Here is a 14931-nt window from a genome sequence, read left to right as displayed (position 1 = left end):
CCGCAGCGGGTTGGCATTTACCGCGACCTTCGATAGGGAAGGTCGCGCATCATGGCTTGAGGCGTTGTTCCCGAAGCATTCGCTCGTAGCGTCTGAAAGCGACTGCACTTTGTGAACTGGCCATGAACTGTCCGCACTGGCCGCGAGCTGTCTGCTCTGCTGTCAGGCGTGTTTCCGGCCTCATGTCACCTGCGCTTGTTACGTTTTCAGCGTGCTCCGTTGTCACCGAACACCGCGTAGGACGGCCTCCCGTCCTTGTGAATTGCGTTGGTCAGGGCCGGTTGTCAACCGTTGGTCCGCTGTCCGGCCGCTTTTGGCGGCGTTCGCGACTATAGCAGCAATCATTAAGTGCTTCAAATCCATAAAAAATTGTTATCATTTGCGGCATGACGAATATTGCCCCTCCAACCCCCGGCGTCCAGCTGGTTGAGGTTGCCCCGGAACTTGCCGGTCAACGCATCGATAACTTTTTGATCACTTATCTCAAGGGTGTGCCCAAAACCTTGATTTACCGCATTTTGCGCAAAGGCGAAGTGCGTGTGAACAAGGGGCGGATCAAGCCGGAGTACAAGTTGCAGGCAGGCGATATCGTGCGCATTCCTCCTGTGCGCGTGCCTGAGCGCGACGAGCCCGTGCCGGTTGCGCAGGCGCTGCTGCAGCGTCTCGAAGCGGCGATCGTCTATGAAGACAAGGCGCTTATCGTGCTCAACAAGCCTGCAGGTATTGCCGTGCATGGCGGCAGCGGCCTGAGCTTCGGCGTGATCGAAGCGTTCCGCCAGTTGCGCCCGGATGCCAAGGAGCTCGAGCTGGTGCACCGCCTCGATCGCGATACATCCGGTCTGCTGATGATCGCCAAGAAACGCAGCATGCTGCGGCATCTGCACGAAGCCCTGCGCGGCGACGGCGTCGACAAGCGCTACATGGCGCTGGTCCGCGGTAACTGGGCAACGGCGCTGAAGCAGGTGCGTGCGCCATTGATGAAAAGCAACCTGCGCTCCGGCGAGCGCATGGTCGAAGTGAATGAAGAGGGCAAGGAAGCCCTGACGATTTTCAAGGTGCTGCGTCGTTTCGGCGACTTTGCCACCATGGTCGAAGCCAAGCCGGTCACCGGGCGGACTCACCAGATCCGTGTGCACACCTTGCATGCGGGGCATGCCATAGCAGGTGACACCAAGTACGGTGACGAGAATTTCAGTCGCGAAATTCGCGATCTGGGCGGCAAGCGTCTGTTTCTGCATGCCTACATGCTGACGGTGCCGATGCCCGATGGCAGCAAACTTAATGTGCAGGCGCCTGTCGATGACATGTGGGCCAAAACAGTGGAGCGTCTGAGTGCGCCGTGATTACGATCTGTTGATTTTCGACTGGGACGGCACACTGGCCGACTCGGTCGGGCGCATCATCCTGTCGATGCGCACGGCGGCCATCGAGACCGATCTTGAAGTGCGCGACGATACGGCGATCAAGGGGATTATCGGTCTGGGGCTGCCCGAGGCGATTCGAACCCTGTATCCGCAGATCAGTGGCAATCAGTTGATCGAATTTCGGCAGCACTACGCGGACAGTTACATGGCAATGGATAGCGTGCCGTCGCCGCTGTTCGAGGGTGTGGTGGAGTCGATGCAGGCGTTTCGCGAGGACGGCTATCGTCTGGCGGTCGCTACCGGCAAGGCGCGTCGCGGGCTCGATCGGGTGCTGAAGGCCAATGGCTGGCTGGATTACTTCGATGCTACCCGCGCGGCCGACGAGACCGCCAGCAAGCCTGATCCGCTGATGTTGAACGAGATCATGGCGCACTGCGGGGTTACGCCGCAGCGTTCGCTGATGATCGGCGATGCTTCGTTCGATCTGCTGATGGCTCGCAACGCGGGTATGGATTCGGTTGCGGTGGGTTATGGCGCTCAGCCGCTGGAGTCGCTGCGCCAGTTCGAGCCGCGGCTGGCTATCGAGCATTTTTCCGAGCTGCGCACCTGGTTGAACGGGCGCAGCGTCTAGTTTTCGGGTTGGAGTGATTGGAACATGTCTGACGAATGGAAGGCACCCGTTTCGCAAAGCGCGGACGAGGGCATCAATGGCAGGGAAGAGGCTAAAAGCTGGAAGCTTCTTGAAAAGACGCTGCTGGCCAGTGTTCAGGAACAGCGCCGCGCGCGTCGCTGGGGGATCTTTTTCAAGCTGCTGACGTTCGCGTTCCTGTTTGTTGCAGTGATCGTTCCGATGCTGGATTTCGAGGGCGGCACTTCGCGCCGTTCCAGTCACACTGCGCTGATCGATGTGCAGGGCGTGATTGCCGACAAGGAGGCGGCCAGTGCCGAGAACATCGTCACTGCGCTGCAGAAGGCCTTCGAGGATGAAAAGACCAAGGGTGTGATTCTGCGTATCAACAGCCCGGGCGGCAGTCCTGTGCAGTCGGGCTATGTCTACGACGAAATCCGTCGCCTGCGCGCGGCGAAGCCGGACATCAAGGTGTATGCGGTCATTACCGATCTCGGTGCTTCGGGCGCTTATTACATCGCCAGCGCCGCTGACCAGATCTATGCCGATAAGGCCAGTCTGGTGGGGTCGATCGGTGTGACGGCAGCAGGTTTCGGCTTTGTCGGAGCCATGGACAAGCTCGGCGTTGATCGTCGTACCTATACCTCCGGCGAGCACAAGGCGTTCCTTGACCCGTTCCAGCCACAGAAGGCTGACGAAACGCAGTTCTGGCAGGGTGTGCTGGACACGACTCATCGCCAGTTCATTGCCAGTGTCAAACAGGGTCGTGGCGACCGCTTGAAGGACAAGGACCACCCAGAGCTGTTCTCCGGGCTGATCTGGACCGGCGAGCAGGCTGTTGCGCTCGGTCTGGTGGATGGGTTGGGCAGTGCGAGCTATGTCGCGCGGGATGTGATCAAGGAGAAGGACATCGTCGAGTACACCGTCGAAGAGTCGCCTTTCGATCGCTTTTCGAAAAAGCTGGGCACCAGCATCGCCGAGCGAATTGCCATGCTGGTCGGTTTCAACGGCCCAAGCCTGCGTTGATGGCTTGATGCAGATATAAAGAACCCGGCCACTGGCCGGGTTCTTTGTCTGAGTGTCAGGGTACGCTGACGCCTTCCTTTATTAGCATGTCCACCAGACGTATCAGGGGGAGACCGATCAGGCTGGTCGCGTCGCTGCCTTCGGTGCTGCGAAACAGGCTGACGCCAAGGCCTTCTGCCTTGAAGCTGCCCGCGCAGTCATAGGGCTGTTCGGCATGCAGGTAGCGTTCGATGCTGGCCCGGTCGAGTTCGCGCATGTGCACTGTAAAAGGCACGCAGTCGACCTGGCACTCGCCGGTCGAGCTGTTGAACAGGGCCAGGCCGGTCAGGAAGGTCACGCTTTTGCCGCTCGCCGCCGTCAGCTGTTCCAGTGCGCGTTCGAAGCTGTGCGGCTTGCCCAGGACCTGTTCGTCAAGGACGGCGACCTGGTCGGAGCCGATGATCAGGTGGTGAGGATGCTCCGCAGCGAGTGCTTCGGCTTTCTCCCGGGCAAGGCGCTGTACGAGGTCGAATGCGGCCTCGTCCGGTCGCCGGCTTTCATCGATATCCGGAGACCTGCAGGTGAATGGCAGGCGCAGGCGGGCGAGCAGTTCGCGGCGGTATGAGGAGCTGGAAGCGAGGAGCAGGGATGGCATGCGGTTCTCCGTAGGCTGAGCGTTGATTCTAAAGAGTGGTCGGAGTGACGAACAGGCCTGAATTTCCTTTGACATGCCCGGGGGGCATCCCTAGAATGCTGCGCCTATGTTGAATGACCCGATTCCATCTCACGTTGACCCGCGCAAATTGTCCGATCGCGGCACTACCCTTCAGGGTGAAGTGCTGCTGGGCGATCTGAAGAGACTCTGCGACCCGCTTGCCGACACTGTCGGTACGGTGCAGGCGAAATTCGTTTTTGAGCGTGACGAACGCCGTTCTGTGGTTATCCACAGTTCGATAGACGTCCCGGTCAAGATGGTTTGCCAGCGTTGTCTTGAGCTGGTGACCCTGCCGATCCACAGCGAATGCAGTTACGTTGTGGTGAAGGAGGGTGCGAATACCCAGTCGTTACCGAAAGGTTATGACGTGCTGGAACTGGGCGAAGATCCTTTGGATCTGCTGGCATTGATCGAGGAGGAGCTATTGCTCGCCTTGCCCATTGTGCCTGCTCATCATCCTGAAGAATGCCAGCAACCGGCGGGTCTCGATGAGCCCGAACCGAGCGTGGACGAGGTAACGCGGTCCAACCCGTTCAGTGTATTGGCGCAGTTAAAGCGTGACCCAAACGTTTAGGAGTTAATCAATTATGGCTGTTCAGCAGAACAAAAAATCCCGCTCTGCCCGTGACATGCGTCGTTCGCACGACGCTCTTGAGGCAAGCACTCTGTCGGTAGAAAAGACCACTGGTGAAATTCACCTGCGTCACCACGTATCGCCAGAAGGCGTATACCGTGGTCGTAAAGTGATCGACAAGGGCGCTGACGAGTAATTTCTTGTCCGCTCCGATCATCGCGATCGACGCAATGGGCGGGGACTTCGGTCCCCGCAACATTGTTCAGGCAAGCCTCGCGTGCCTGACAGCTACTCCCTCGCTTCACCTGGCCCTTGTCGGCCAAGCCTCCCTTATTGAAGAACTCGTCTCTGCTCATGAAGCCGTGGATCGTTCGCGCCTGCGTGTCATTCATGCCAGTGAAGCGATTGCGATGGACGAGCGTCCGTCTCAGGCGTTGCGTGGCAAGCCTGACTCCTCCATGCGCGTTGCTCTCGAGCTGGTGGCCAGCGGTCAGGCCCAGGCATGTGTCAGTGCCGGCAATACCGGTGCGCTGATGGCGCTTTCCCGGTTTGTGCTCAAGACCTTGCCAGGGATCGACCGCCCGGCAATGATCGCAGCCATTCCCACTCGCTCGGGTCATTGCCAGTTGCTGGACCTGGGGGCGAACGTCGATTGCAGCGCCGAGGCGCTCTATCAGTTTGCAGTGATGGGCTCGGTGCTTGCCGAGATCCTTGGTGTCGCAACGCCCAGAGTGGCCTTGCTCAATGTGGGCACTGAAGACATCAAGGGCAATCAGCAGGTCAAGCGTGCTGCCGGTCTTTTACAGGCTGCCTCGGGGCTTAACTACATTGGCTATGTCGAAGGCGACGGGTTGTACAGGGGAGAGGCTGACGTGGTGGTGTGTGATGGTTTCGTCGGCAACGTGTTGCTCAAGTCGAGTGAGGGGCTGGCGACCATGATTGCGGCCAGAATCGAGACGCTGTTCCAGCGCAATCTGCTCAGCAGAGCGGTCGGCGCGCTGGCGTTGCCCTTGTTGAGGCGTTTGCAGACCGACCTGGCGCCCGCCCGTCATAATGGTGCGAGCCTGCTCGGATTGCAGGGGGTCGTGGTGAAAAGCCACGGTTCTGCAAGTGTTTCAGGTTTTCAGAGTGCGATTCAGCGAGCGGTCGTCGAATCCCGTGAAAACCTGCCACAGCGTTTGAAGGGGCGGCTTGAAACGATGTTTCAGGACGGCCGAACCTGAAAATGTGACGCATCAGACTGGTCAGTCATCCAACCGATCAGTCATGTAAATTAGAATTCCCGCGTTCGGCCTGTCCGGACGCCCATTTTGGCGACAATAATTCAGAGGCTTGTCAAATGTCTGCATCCCTCGCATTCGTCTTTCCGGGTCAAGGATCGCAATCGCTCGGTATGCTCGCCGATCAAGGCGCGCAACATCCGCTGATCCTCGACACTTTCGAGCAGGCTTCCGAAGCCCTCGGCTATGACCTGTGGGCATTGACTCAGAACGGTCCTGCCGAGCTGCTCAACCAGACCGACAAGACCCAGCCGGCCATTCTGACCGCATCCGTTGCCTTGTGGCATGTGTGGCTGGCCGAGGGCGGTGCGGTTCCTGCGTTCGTCGCCGGTCACAGTCTGGGTGAATACAGCGCACTGGTAGCCGCGCAAAGCCTGAGCCTGGCCGACGCCGTAAAGCTTGTCGAGCGTCGCGGTCAGTTGATGCAGGAAGCGGTGCCAGCGGGTCAGGGCGGCATGGCCGCCATTCTGGGTCTGGATGACGCCGACGTTATCGCAGCCTGCGCCGAAGCGGCACAGGGTGAGGTCGTCAGTGCCGTGAATTTCAACTCGCCGGGCCAGGTGGTGATTGCCGGTTCCGCCGAGGCCGTCAAGCGTGCCATGGAGCTGTGCAAGGCCCGTGGCGCCAAGCGCGCTTTGCCATTGCCGGTCAGCGTGCCATCGCACTGCGAACTGATGCGCCCGGCCGCCGAGCGTTTCGCCGAGGCCGTTGAAGCCATCGAATGGCAAGCGCCGAAAATTGCGCTGGTACAGAACGTCAGCGCCAGTGCCGTCAGTGATCTGGCGACGCTCAAGCGTGATTTGCTGGAGCAGTTGTACAAGCCGGTGCGTTGGGTCGAGTCCATTCAATGCCTGGCGAGCCGCGGTGCGACCCAGCTCGTGGAATGCGGTCCGGGCAAAGTGCTGGCCGGTCTGAACAAACGTTGCGCCGACGGCGTGATGACCTACAACCTTGATACCCCGGACGCCTTTGCCGCCGCGCGCGCGGCACTGGCCTGATTAGGAGAAGCCTGCATGAGCCTTCAAGGTAAAGTGGCACTGGTAACCGGTGCAAGTCGCGGCATTGGCCAAGCCATTGCTCTGGAATTGGGACGCAACGGTGCTGTTGTCGTGGGTACCGCGACGTCAGAGTCCGGCGCCGAGCGCATCAGTGCGACGTTCAAGGAAAACGGCATCGAAGGCTTTGGCCTGATGCTGGATGTCTGCGATGCCGAGTCTGTGAATTCGGTTCTGTCCACCATTCAGGAGCGCGTCGGCGCACCGTTGATTCTGGTCAATAACGCCGGTATCACCCGTGATAACCTGATGATGCGCATGAAAGATGACGAATGGTATGACGTCGTCAACACCAATCTGAACAGCCTTTTCCGTCTTTCCAAGGGCGTTTTGCGTGGTATGACCAAGGCGCGTTGGGGGCGTATTATCAGCATTGGTTCGGTTGTGGGTGCCATGGGCAGCGCCGGTCAAGTAAACTATGCTTCCGCGAAGGCCGGTCTGGAAGGCTTCAGTCGGGCTCTGGCCCGTGAAGTGGGCTCGCGGGCGGTCACCGTGAATTCGGTGGCACCGGGTTTTATCGATACCGACATGACGCGTGAGCTGCCTGAGGCTCAGCGTGAGTCACTGATTACCCAGATACCCCTGGGCCGTTTGGGGCAAGCCGAAGAGATTGCGCACGTAGTCGCTTTTCTTGCGTCCGAAGGCGCAGGCTACGTTACCGGGGCCACAATCCCTGTTAACGGCGGCATGTACATGAGCTAATGTGACGACCTGTTTCAAAAAAATGTCATACGAGCTGTCTAAAATCCGTTATAAAGCTGCAATCTATGAATGGGCAAAGGTACGGTTGGGCATAAAAGGGGAGAGCGTTAAGCTTGAAATTCGCAAAACCTCTTCTATACACTTACCCACTGGCCAGATGCCTGAACATTTCCACTAGGAGTTAAAACTAGGTATGAGCACCACATCCATCGAAGAGCGCGTCAAGAAAATCGTTGCAGAGCAACTTGGCGTCAAACAAGAAGAGGTTGTCAACACTGCTTCTTTCGTTGAGGACCTGGGCGCTGACTCCCTGGACACCGTCGAGCTGGTAATGGCTCTGGAAGAGGAATTCGAGACCGAAATCCCTGACGAAGAAGCGGAAAAGATCACTACCGTTCAAGCAGCAATCGACTACGTCACTAGCCATCAGGCTTAAGATTTGTAATCGCTGACTGCTGTCACGGGAAAACCGCACTGCTTTAACCGGCGTGCGGTTTTTTCTTTAAAAAACGCTGTGATTGTTCCGTAAACAAGAGAGAAGGAGAGTCCTGTGTCGCGTAGACGCGTCGTGGTCACCGGGATGGGCATGCTTTCGCCACTGGGCAATGACGTGCCCAGCAGTTGGCAAGGCATTCTGGCGGGCCGCAGTGGCATTGGCCTTATCGAGCACACGGACTTGTCAGCCTTCACCACCCGCTTCGGCGGCTCGGTCAAGGGTTTCAACGTCGAAGAATACCTCGCGCCCAAAGAAGCGCGCCGCCTCGATCTCTTTATTCAGTATGGCCTTGCGGCCAGCTTTCAGGCCGTGCGTAATGCAGGCCTCGAAGTCACTGATGCAAACCGTGAGCGCATCGGCGTTGCCATGGGGTCGGGCATCGGTGGTCTGACCAATATCGAAAACAGCAGTCGTCTGCTGCACGAGCAGGGTCCTGGACGGATTTCGCCGTTCTTCGTTCCTGGCTCGATCATCAATATGATTTCCGGTTTCCTGTCGATCCACCTGGGCGCACAGGGACCCAATTACTCCATCGCGACGGCTTGCACGACTGCAACCCACTGCATCGGCATGGCGGCTCGCAACATCGCCTATGACGAAGCGGACGTGATGATCGCCGGTGGCGCTGAAATGGCCGCCTGTGGACTCGGTCTGGGCGGCTTCGGTGCAGCGCGTGCGCTGTCGACCCGCAACGATGACCCGACCCGCGCCAGTCGCCCCTGGGACAAGGGCCGTGATGGCTTTGTCCTGTCCGACGGTGCCGGTGCCATGGTGCTCGAAGAGCTTGAGCACGCCAAGGCGCGTGGCGCGACCATTTATGCAGAGCTGGTCGGGTTCGGCATGAGCGGCGACGCTTATCACATGACTTCGCCACCTGATGACGGCGCCGGTGCTGCACGCTGCATCGTCAATGCGTTGCGTGATGCCAAGGTCAATCCCGATCAGGTGCAGTACATCAACGCACACGGTACGTCGACGCCTGCAGGCGATCTGGCCGAAGCTTCTGCGATCAAGTCGGTATTCGGTGATCACGCCTACAAGCTGGCAGTCAGTTCGACCAAGTCGATGACCGGCCACCTGCTGGGCGCCGCCGGTGCTGTCGAAGCGATCTTCAGCGTCCTGGCAATGGTTGATCAGGTGGCTCCGCCGACCATCAACCTGGATGAGCCAAGCGAAGGCTGCGATCTGGACTTCGTGCCTCACGAAGCGCGCCGCATGCCGATCGACGTCGTTCTGTCGAACTCCTTCGGCTTTGGTGGCACCAACGGCTCGCTGGTATTCCGTCGGTTCGCCGAGTAATGCCCGACTGGGTCGATGGCTGCCCCGCAGACGCCTTGTCCCTCAAGGACCGAGGGCTGGCCTACGGCGATGGACTGTTTGAAACCATCGTCGTCAAGGCCGGGCAGCCATTGCTTCTGGAGCGTCATCTGCAGCGTCTCGAAAGCGGCTGCGCGCGCTTGTCGATCGCAACCGATCACGCGCTGATCCGTGCTGAAATGACCCGCTTCGCTGCAGAGCTTGGTGATGGGGTCATGAAGCTCATCCTGACCCGTGGCGACAGCCAGCGCGGCTACGCTCCTGCCCCCAATGCCCAATCGCGTCGAATCCTGCAGGGCGGCCCTGCGCCAGCCTATCCCGGTGCGCATGCCGAGCAGGGCGTGCGCCTGTTTGCCTGCCAGACGCGACTGGCGGAACAGCCGCTTCTGGCCGGCCTCAAGCACCTCAATCGTCTGGAGCAGGTACTGGCCCGCTCCGAGTGGCGTGACAGCGAGCACGCCGAGGGCTTGATGCGTGACACGTCAGGACGACTGATAGAGGGTGTCTACAGCAACCTGTTTCTGGTCAGTCAGGGCCGTCTGCTGACTGCTGATCTCAGTCGCTGCGGGGTCGCAGGTGCGATGCGTGCAGAGCTGCTGGATCAGGCACCAAAGCTGGGAGTGGCTGTCGATATCCGTGACCTGCACATGTCTGACCTTGAATCGGCAGACGAAGTGTTTCTATGCAACAGCGTGTACGGCGTCTGGCCGGTTTGCAGCTTTGCAGCGTTGAACTGGCCGGTCGGGCCGCTCACCCGTAAACTGCAAGGTATTGCTCGCACCCTTCTGGATATCTGATTTTGATCCGAAAAATATTGGTGTTGCTGGAAACAGCGGTTGTCCTGGCAGGTTTGCTGTTCGGCTTTGCTTTCTGGCAGCAGTACCAGGCGCTGAACCAACCGCTCGAGGTGGCTCAGGAACAACTGCTGGACGTTCCGGCCGGTTCGACGCCGACCGGCGTACTCAATCGATTGCAGGCCGATGGCGTAATCAAGGACGCTTTCTGGCTGCGTCTCTACTGGCGTTTCAACCTGTCCGGACAGGCCCTGCACAGCGGTGAATACCGCATGGTGCCGGGGATGAACGTCAAAGGCCTGTTCGACGTCTGGAAGCGCAAGGAAGTCGTGCAATACAGCCTGACGCTGGTCGAAGGCTGGAATTTCCGCCAGGTGCGTGCTGCGCTGGCCAAACAGACCAAGCTCGATCAAACGCTGGCAGGTCTGTCCGACAGTGAGCTGATGGCGAAAATAGGCCATCCCGATGTGTTCCCTGAAGGCCGTTTCTTTCCGGACACCTATCGCTACGTGCGCGGCATGACCGATGCCGAATTGCTCAAGCAGGCTTATAGCCGTCTGGAAGAAGTACTCGACGAGGAATGGAATGCGCGGTCGCCAGAGGCGCCCTATTCAAACCCTTACCAGGCGCTGATCATGGCGTCGCTGGTCGAGAAGGAGACTGGCGTACCTCAGGAGCGCGGCCAGATAGCCGGCGTGTTCGTGCGTCGCCTGAAGCTGGGCATGCAGTTGCAGACCGACCCGACCGTGATCTACGGCATGGGCGAGCGCTACAACGGCAAGTTGACGCGCGCCAACCTCAAGGAAGCCACGCCCTACAACACCTACGTGATCGCTGGCCTGCCGCCGACGCCCATTTCGCTGGTAGGGCGTGAAGCGATTCATGCTGCTCTTAACCCGGTGGACGGCAGCAGTCTGTATTTCGTGGCCAAGGGCGATGGCAGCCATGTGTTCTCGGACGATCTGGATGCCCATAACGCGGCCGTGCGTGATTATCAGCTCAAGCGCCGTGCGGATTATCGCTCCAGCCCGGCACCTGCCGCACCTGCCACACCGGCACCCGTAACTGACTCGCCCCCTTCGGAAAGCGTGCCTGCGGATACTCCGGATGCGCCGCAGTCCGAGCCGAATGCACAATGATGACGATTAAGGATGACCTGTGACTGGCTTGTTTATCACTCTTGAAGGCCCGGAAGGTGCAGGCAAAAGTACCAACCGTGACTACCTGGCGGCGCAATTGCGTGCGCAGGGTGTTCAGGTACTGCTGACCCGCGAGCCGGGTGGTACTCCGCTGGCCGAGCGTATTCGCGAGCTGTTGCTGGCGCCCAGCGACGAGGCCATGAGCGCCGACACCGAGCTGCTGCTGGTGTTTGCGGCGCGTGCACAGCATTTGGCCGAAGTCATTCGTCCAGCGCTGGCGCGTGGCGAGGTGGTGCTCTGTGATCGGTTTACCGATGCCACCTACGCCTATCAGGGCGGCGGCCGCGGCCTGTCCCATCAGCGTATTGCAGCGCTGGAACAGTTCGTTCAAGGCGACCTGCGCCCTGACCTGACGCTGGTCTTCGACCTGCCGGTGGAGATCGGTCTGTCACGCGCCGCTGCACGCGGTCGGCTGGATCGCTTCGAGCAGGAAGGCAGAGCTTTCTTCGACGCTGTGCGCAGCACCTATCTGGAACGGGCCAGGGCCGAGCCTGCGCGCTATCGCCTGGTAGACGCCGCACAGACTCTGGCCGACGTTCAGGCTTGCCTCGACACCTTGCTGCCTCAGTTGCTGGAGCTGCAACGTGGCTGAAGCCTACCCCTGGCAGGCTTCGCTCTGGCAGCAGATGGCCGGTCGCGCCCAGCACGCTCACGCCTATCTGCTGCACGGGCCGGCGGGTATCGGCAAGCGCGCTCTGGCTGAACGACTGATGGCCAGCCTGTTGTGCAAGACCCCTGAAGGGCTTGATGCCTGTGGACACTGCAAGTCCTGTCTGCTGCTGGCGGCTGGCAGCCACCCTGACAACTACGTGCTCGAGCCGGAAGAGGCGGACAAGCCGATCAAGGTCGATCAGGTGCGTGATCTGGTCAGTTTTGTGGTGCAGACCGCTCAGATGGGCGGGCGCAAGGTGGTGCTCGTCGAGCCTGTGGAAGCGATGAATACCAACGCGGCCAATGCGTTGCTGAAAAGTCTGGAAGAGCCTTCAGGCAATACCGTTCTGTTGCTGGTCAGTCATCAACCGAGCCGCTTGCTGCCAACGGTCAAGAGCCGTTGTGTGCAGCAGGCGTGCCCGTTGCCCGGCGAACAGATGAGCCTCGACTGGCTGAGCGGCGCATTGCCCGATTGCACGCAGGACGAACGCTTCGAGTTGCTGACGCTGGCCGCCGGATCGCCGCTGGCTGCGGTGGCGCTGCACACGCAGGGCGTTCGCGAACAGCGCGCGCTGGTGGTCGACGGCGTCAAGAAGCTGCTCAAGCAACAACAGTCGGCTACCCAGCTGGCCGAGGGCTGGAAGGATATTCCGCTGTTATTGCTGTTCGACTGGTTCTGTGACTGGTCGCACCTGATCCTGCGCTATCAGATGACCCAGGACGAGGAAGGCCTTGGCCTGGGTGACATGCGCAAGGTCATTCAATACCTGGCGCAAAAATCTTCTTGCGCCAAAGTGCTGGAAATTCAGGACTGGATTCTGGCGCAGCGCCAGAAAGTCATGTCCAAGGCCAACCTCAATCGGGTTTTGCTGCTTGAAGCGTTGTTGGTGCAGTGGGCAGGCCTGCCGGGACAGGCGTAGACTCTGCGTTATCCGGAACCGTTGAGGTGTTGTCATGAGTCTGCCGCCGAGCACAGGTCCACGTAATGGCATTCTGTCCCTGACCATCAAGGACAAATCCGTTCTCTACGCTGCTTATATGCCGTTCATCAGAAACGGCGGGCTGTTCATTCCGACCAGCAAAAGCTACAAGCTGGGCGATGAAGTGTTCATGCTGCTCAATCTGATGGACGAACCGGAGAAGGTTCCGGTTGCCGGCCGCGTGGCCTGGATCACGCCAAAAGGCGCACAGGGCAATCGCACCGCTGGCGTTGGCGTGCAGTTCAATGACGGCGACAACACCGCCCGCAATCTGATCGAAACTCACCTGGTCGGCGCTCTCAAGTCCGATCGTCCAACCCATACGATGTAGTTGTGTTTTAAGCCATGCTTGTAGATTCCCATTGTCACCTCGATCGCCTTGACCTTGCCCAGCACGACGGCTCTCTGGATGCCGCACTCGACGCCGCCCGCGGCAGAGGGGTCGGGCATTTTCTCTGCATCGGTGTCAGCGCCGACAATGCGGGGGCGGTCAAGGCACTCGCCGAACGCTACGCGGATGTCGATTGCTCGGTGGGCATTCATCCGCTGGACGTGAAGCCTGGCGAAATGCCGCCCCTGGACTGGTTGCTCAAGGAGCTCGATCACCCACGGGTGGTGGCCATTGGCGAGACCGGTCTGGATTACCACTACGAACCTGAAGCGGCCGAGATTCAACAAGCATCTTTCCGGGTTCACCTCGAGGCGGCCAGAATCACTGAAAAACCGGTGGTCATCCACACTCGGGGCGCACGTGCCGATACGCTCAGCCTGCTGCGTGAGGCTGCCTTGCCCCACGCCGGTGTCCTGCACTGTTTCACCGAGGACTGGGAGATGGCCAAGGCCGCGCTGGACTTGGGGTACTACATTTCGCTGTCCGGCATCGTGACGTTTCGTAATGCCGATGCCCTGCGCGACGTTGCAAGGCAGGTGCCCGCCGATCGTCTGCTGGTCGAGACCGATTCCCCGTACCTCGCGCCGATCCCTTACCGGGGCAAGCCGAACCTGCCCCAGTACGTACGTGAGGTTGCCGAGTTTCTGGCAATGCTGCGAGGCGAGTCCTACGAGCACTTTGCCGAGCAGACCACCGCCAACTTTGCCCGCCTGTTTCCGCTGGCGCACGTTCAGCGCTGACGGATGCTCAAATCCGCGGGCAGACAAATCGCAGGCAAAAAAAACCCGGATTCTGGGGGGTGAAGCCGGGTCAAGACCATTAGGAGTAAAACAAAGGCGCGCGAGTCCTTTGGCACCTCTACTGCCGAGTCATTTGGGGAATGATGACGCGTCAGCAGCTTAAGTATTGTTCAGGACGGCGTAGCGTCCAGTGTCTTTTGATCGTTTTTTAAACAGTTTTGGAATACTAAAGCCCTCCTTGAGTGCTCGATGAACACTTTGTATCGGGCGAAATGCGGGGGCGCTGCAGTCATGGAGTGGTGGGGTGGAGTTTTCCAACGGTTTTCTGCTGAGTCTGTCCTTGTGTCTGGACATTGGTCTGGCCAACATCGCCATGATCACGCTGTCCATGCAGCGCGGTTTTTCCAGGGGGCTATGGCTGGGGCTGGGAACCTGCGTCGGTGATCTGGCCTACGCAATCCTGGCGATGCTCGGCATGGCCGTGCTGCTGCAATATGAAGCCGTGCGCTACGTGCTGTGGATTGGCGGCACAGCAGTGCTGGCCTGGTTCTGCTTCAGGATGATCATGAGTGCCACTACCGTCAGCACCGGTCTCGACAGTCAGAAGGTTGAATCGGAAAAATCCAGCCTGGCGCTGTTCCTGCGCGGGATCTTTCTGGCGATGTCCTCGCCCAGCGCCATCCTCTGGTTCGCCGCAGTCGGCGGGGCGCTGATTGCCCGGCAAGGCTCTGATCTTGTCAGCGCTTCGACCTTTCTCGCCGGGTTCGTCGCTGCGGGCGTGGTCTGGTCGATCTCGCTGTGTGCGCTGGCTCATCAGGGTGGGCGATTCATGGGCGAACGAATGTTGCGCTGGTCATACATTGCCTCGGCGCTGATCTTTGCCTACTTCACGTTGTATGTGGTGATCACGGGTTATCTGGAGTTTGTCGTTGCCTCTCCAGCGTTGCCAGCGCACTAGGTTGCCACCGCACTGGAACGGTATCGGGCGCCCGGGCTGACCGGTGCGAATCGTTCATGCAGGTCGACAAGTATGGATGAAC

General features: G+C 59.5%; 18 protein-coding genes. 17 read left to right on the top strand and 1 reads right to left on the bottom strand.

Going from position 1 to position 14931, the window contains the following annotated elements:
- The first annotated feature begins 386 nt into the window (after positions 1 to 386).
- From rluC to sppA, 3 genes are read left to right on the top strand one after another with little or no spacing between them, the layout of a single operon-like run.
- On the top strand, positions 387 to 1343 hold the full coding sequence (gene rluC, locus QRN50_RS06450; protein ID WP_003317474.1) for a 23S rRNA pseudouridine(955/2504/2580) synthase RluC: 957 nt from the start codon (positions 387 to 389) through the stop codon (positions 1341 to 1343).
- Positions 1333 to 1995, top strand: a complete 663-nt coding sequence (locus tag QRN50_RS06445) for an HAD-IA family hydrolase (RefSeq protein WP_096126674.1) — start codon at positions 1333 to 1335, stop codon at positions 1993 to 1995. The genes rluC and QRN50_RS06445 overlap by 11 nt, the downstream gene beginning before the upstream one ends.
- Before the next feature lie 24 nt (positions 1996 to 2019).
- Complete coding sequence (gene sppA, locus QRN50_RS06440) at positions 2020 to 3018, top strand: signal peptide peptidase SppA (RefSeq protein WP_011267147.1); 999 nt, start codon at positions 2020 to 2022, stop codon at positions 3016 to 3018.
- A 55-nt stretch (positions 3019 to 3073) separates the two neighbouring features.
- Here sppA and QRN50_RS06435 read toward each other — a convergent pair whose 3' ends face one another.
- Positions 3074 to 3652 (bottom strand): Maf family protein, encoded by a 579-nt coding sequence (locus QRN50_RS06435; protein WP_024639320.1) that lies wholly within the window; start codon positions 3650 to 3652, stop codon positions 3074 to 3076.
- Positions 3653 to 3758: 106 nt separating this feature from the next.
- Here QRN50_RS06435 and QRN50_RS06430 point away from each other — a divergent pair, with 106 nt between their 5' ends.
- The 14 genes from QRN50_RS06430 (at position 3759) to QRN50_RS06365 (ending at position 14849) form a co-directional block, all read left to right on the top strand.
- Positions 3759 to 4286, top strand: a complete 528-nt coding sequence (locus QRN50_RS06430) for a YceD family protein (RefSeq protein ID WP_003390869.1) — start codon at positions 3759 to 3761, stop codon at positions 4284 to 4286.
- Between the two features lie 13 nt (positions 4287 to 4299).
- Positions 4300 to 4482, top strand: coding sequence for a 50S ribosomal protein L32 (gene rpmF / locus QRN50_RS06425; RefSeq protein WP_002552688.1), 183 nt, complete (start codon positions 4300 to 4302; stop codon positions 4480 to 4482).
- Between the two features lie 4 nt (positions 4483 to 4486).
- Positions 4487 to 5509, top strand: a complete 1023-nt coding sequence (gene plsX, locus QRN50_RS06420; RefSeq protein WP_024643102.1) for a phosphate acyltransferase PlsX — start codon at positions 4487 to 4489, stop codon at positions 5507 to 5509.
- Positions 5510 to 5625: 116 nt separating this feature from the next.
- Positions 5626 to 6564 (top strand): ACP S-malonyltransferase, encoded by a 939-nt coding sequence (gene fabD / locus QRN50_RS06415; protein ID WP_096126673.1) that lies wholly within the window; start codon positions 5626 to 5628, stop codon positions 6562 to 6564.
- Between the two features lie 15 nt (positions 6565 to 6579).
- A complete protein-coding gene (gene fabG / locus QRN50_RS06410) occupies positions 6580 to 7323 on the top strand; it encodes a 3-oxoacyl-ACP reductase FabG (RefSeq protein WP_096126672.1) in 744 nt (247 codons plus the stop codon).
- 193 nt (positions 7324 to 7516) lie between these two features.
- Positions 7517 to 7759, top strand: coding sequence for an acyl carrier protein (acpP, locus tag QRN50_RS06405; RefSeq protein ID WP_004408315.1), 243 nt, complete (start codon positions 7517 to 7519; stop codon positions 7757 to 7759).
- Positions 7760 to 7873: 114 nt separating this feature from the next.
- Positions 7874 to 9118 carry a beta-ketoacyl-ACP synthase II gene (fabF, locus tag QRN50_RS06400; protein WP_003390862.1) on the top strand — a complete coding sequence of 415 codons (1245 nt, stop codon included), beginning with the start codon at positions 7874 to 7876 and terminating at the stop codon, positions 9116 to 9118.
- Positions 9118 to 9933, top strand: a complete 816-nt coding sequence (gene pabC, locus QRN50_RS06395; RefSeq protein ID WP_032656551.1) for an aminodeoxychorismate lyase — start codon at positions 9118 to 9120, stop codon at positions 9931 to 9933. Before fabF ends, pabC begins: the two co-directional genes overlap by 1 nt.
- A 2-nt stretch (positions 9934 to 9935) precedes the next feature.
- On the top strand, positions 9936 to 11069 hold the full coding sequence (gene mltG, locus QRN50_RS06390; RefSeq protein ID WP_192873861.1) for an endolytic transglycosylase MltG: 1134 nt from the start codon (positions 9936 to 9938) through the stop codon (positions 11067 to 11069).
- 19 nt (positions 11070 to 11088) lie between these two features.
- Positions 11089 to 11721 carry a dTMP kinase gene (tmk, locus tag QRN50_RS06385; protein WP_024639326.1) on the top strand — a complete coding sequence of 211 codons (633 nt, stop codon included), beginning with the start codon at positions 11089 to 11091 and terminating at the stop codon, positions 11719 to 11721.
- Positions 11714 to 12700, top strand: a complete 987-nt coding sequence (locus tag QRN50_RS06380) for a DNA polymerase III subunit delta' (RefSeq protein WP_024643099.1) — start codon at positions 11714 to 11716, stop codon at positions 12698 to 12700. The genes tmk and QRN50_RS06380 overlap by 8 nt, the downstream gene beginning before the upstream one ends.
- A 34-nt stretch (positions 12701 to 12734) precedes the next feature.
- The gene (locus tag QRN50_RS06375) at positions 12735 to 13091 is read left to right on the top strand and encodes a PilZ domain-containing protein (protein WP_003409617.1); all 357 of its coding nucleotides are present in this window, start codon (positions 12735 to 12737) and stop codon (positions 13089 to 13091) included.
- A gap of 14 nt (positions 13092 to 13105) precedes the next feature.
- Positions 13106 to 13891 carry a TatD family hydrolase gene (locus QRN50_RS06370; protein ID WP_004408301.1) on the top strand — a complete coding sequence of 262 codons (786 nt, stop codon included), beginning with the start codon at positions 13106 to 13108 and terminating at the stop codon, positions 13889 to 13891.
- 304 nt (positions 13892 to 14195) lie between these two features.
- Positions 14196 to 14849: a LysE family translocator gene (locus QRN50_RS06365; RefSeq protein ID WP_024643097.1), complete on the top strand. Its 654-nt coding sequence runs from the start codon at positions 14196 to 14198 to the stop codon at positions 14847 to 14849.
- The last annotated feature ends 82 nt before the right edge of the window (positions 14850 to 14931 follow it).

The organism is Pseudomonas sp. MEJ108, from assembly GCF_030208985.1.
In the GTDB taxonomy this organism is placed as follows: Bacteria; Pseudomonadota; Gammaproteobacteria; order Pseudomonadales; family Pseudomonadaceae; genus Aquipseudomonas; species Aquipseudomonas fragariae.
Note: the sequence above shows the minus strand (reverse complement) of the source record. Positions and strands in the feature narration are given on the sequence as shown.

Coding starts and splice junctions, on each gene's coding strand:
- rluC (WP_003317474.1), top strand. CDS start 387: ATGACGAATATTGCCCCTCCAACCCCCGGCGTCCAGCTGGTTGAGGTT.
- sppA (WP_011267147.1), top strand. CDS start 2,020: ATGTCTGACGAATGGAAGGCACCCGTTTCGCAAAGCGCGGACGAGGGC.
- QRN50_RS06435 (WP_024639320.1), bottom strand. CDS start 3,652: ATGCCATCCCTGCTCCTCGCTTCCAGCTCCTCATACCGCCGCGAACTG.
- QRN50_RS06430 (WP_003390869.1), top strand. CDS start 3,759: ATGTTGAATGACCCGATTCCATCTCACGTTGACCCGCGCAAATTGTCC.
- rpmF (WP_002552688.1), top strand. CDS start 4,300: ATGGCTGTTCAGCAGAACAAAAAATCCCGCTCTGCCCGTGACATGCGT.
- fabD (WP_096126673.1), top strand. CDS start 5,626: ATGTCTGCATCCCTCGCATTCGTCTTTCCGGGTCAAGGATCGCAATCG.
- fabG (WP_096126672.1), top strand. CDS start 6,580: ATGAGCCTTCAAGGTAAAGTGGCACTGGTAACCGGTGCAAGTCGCGGC.
- acpP (WP_004408315.1), top strand. CDS start 7,517: ATGAGCACCACATCCATCGAAGAGCGCGTCAAGAAAATCGTTGCAGAG.
- pabC (WP_032656551.1), top strand. CDS start 9,118: ATGCCCGACTGGGTCGATGGCTGCCCCGCAGACGCCTTGTCCCTCAAG.
- QRN50_RS06375 (WP_003409617.1), top strand. CDS start 12,735: ATGAGTCTGCCGCCGAGCACAGGTCCACGTAATGGCATTCTGTCCCTG.
- QRN50_RS06370 (WP_004408301.1), top strand. CDS start 13,106: ATGCTTGTAGATTCCCATTGTCACCTCGATCGCCTTGACCTTGCCCAG.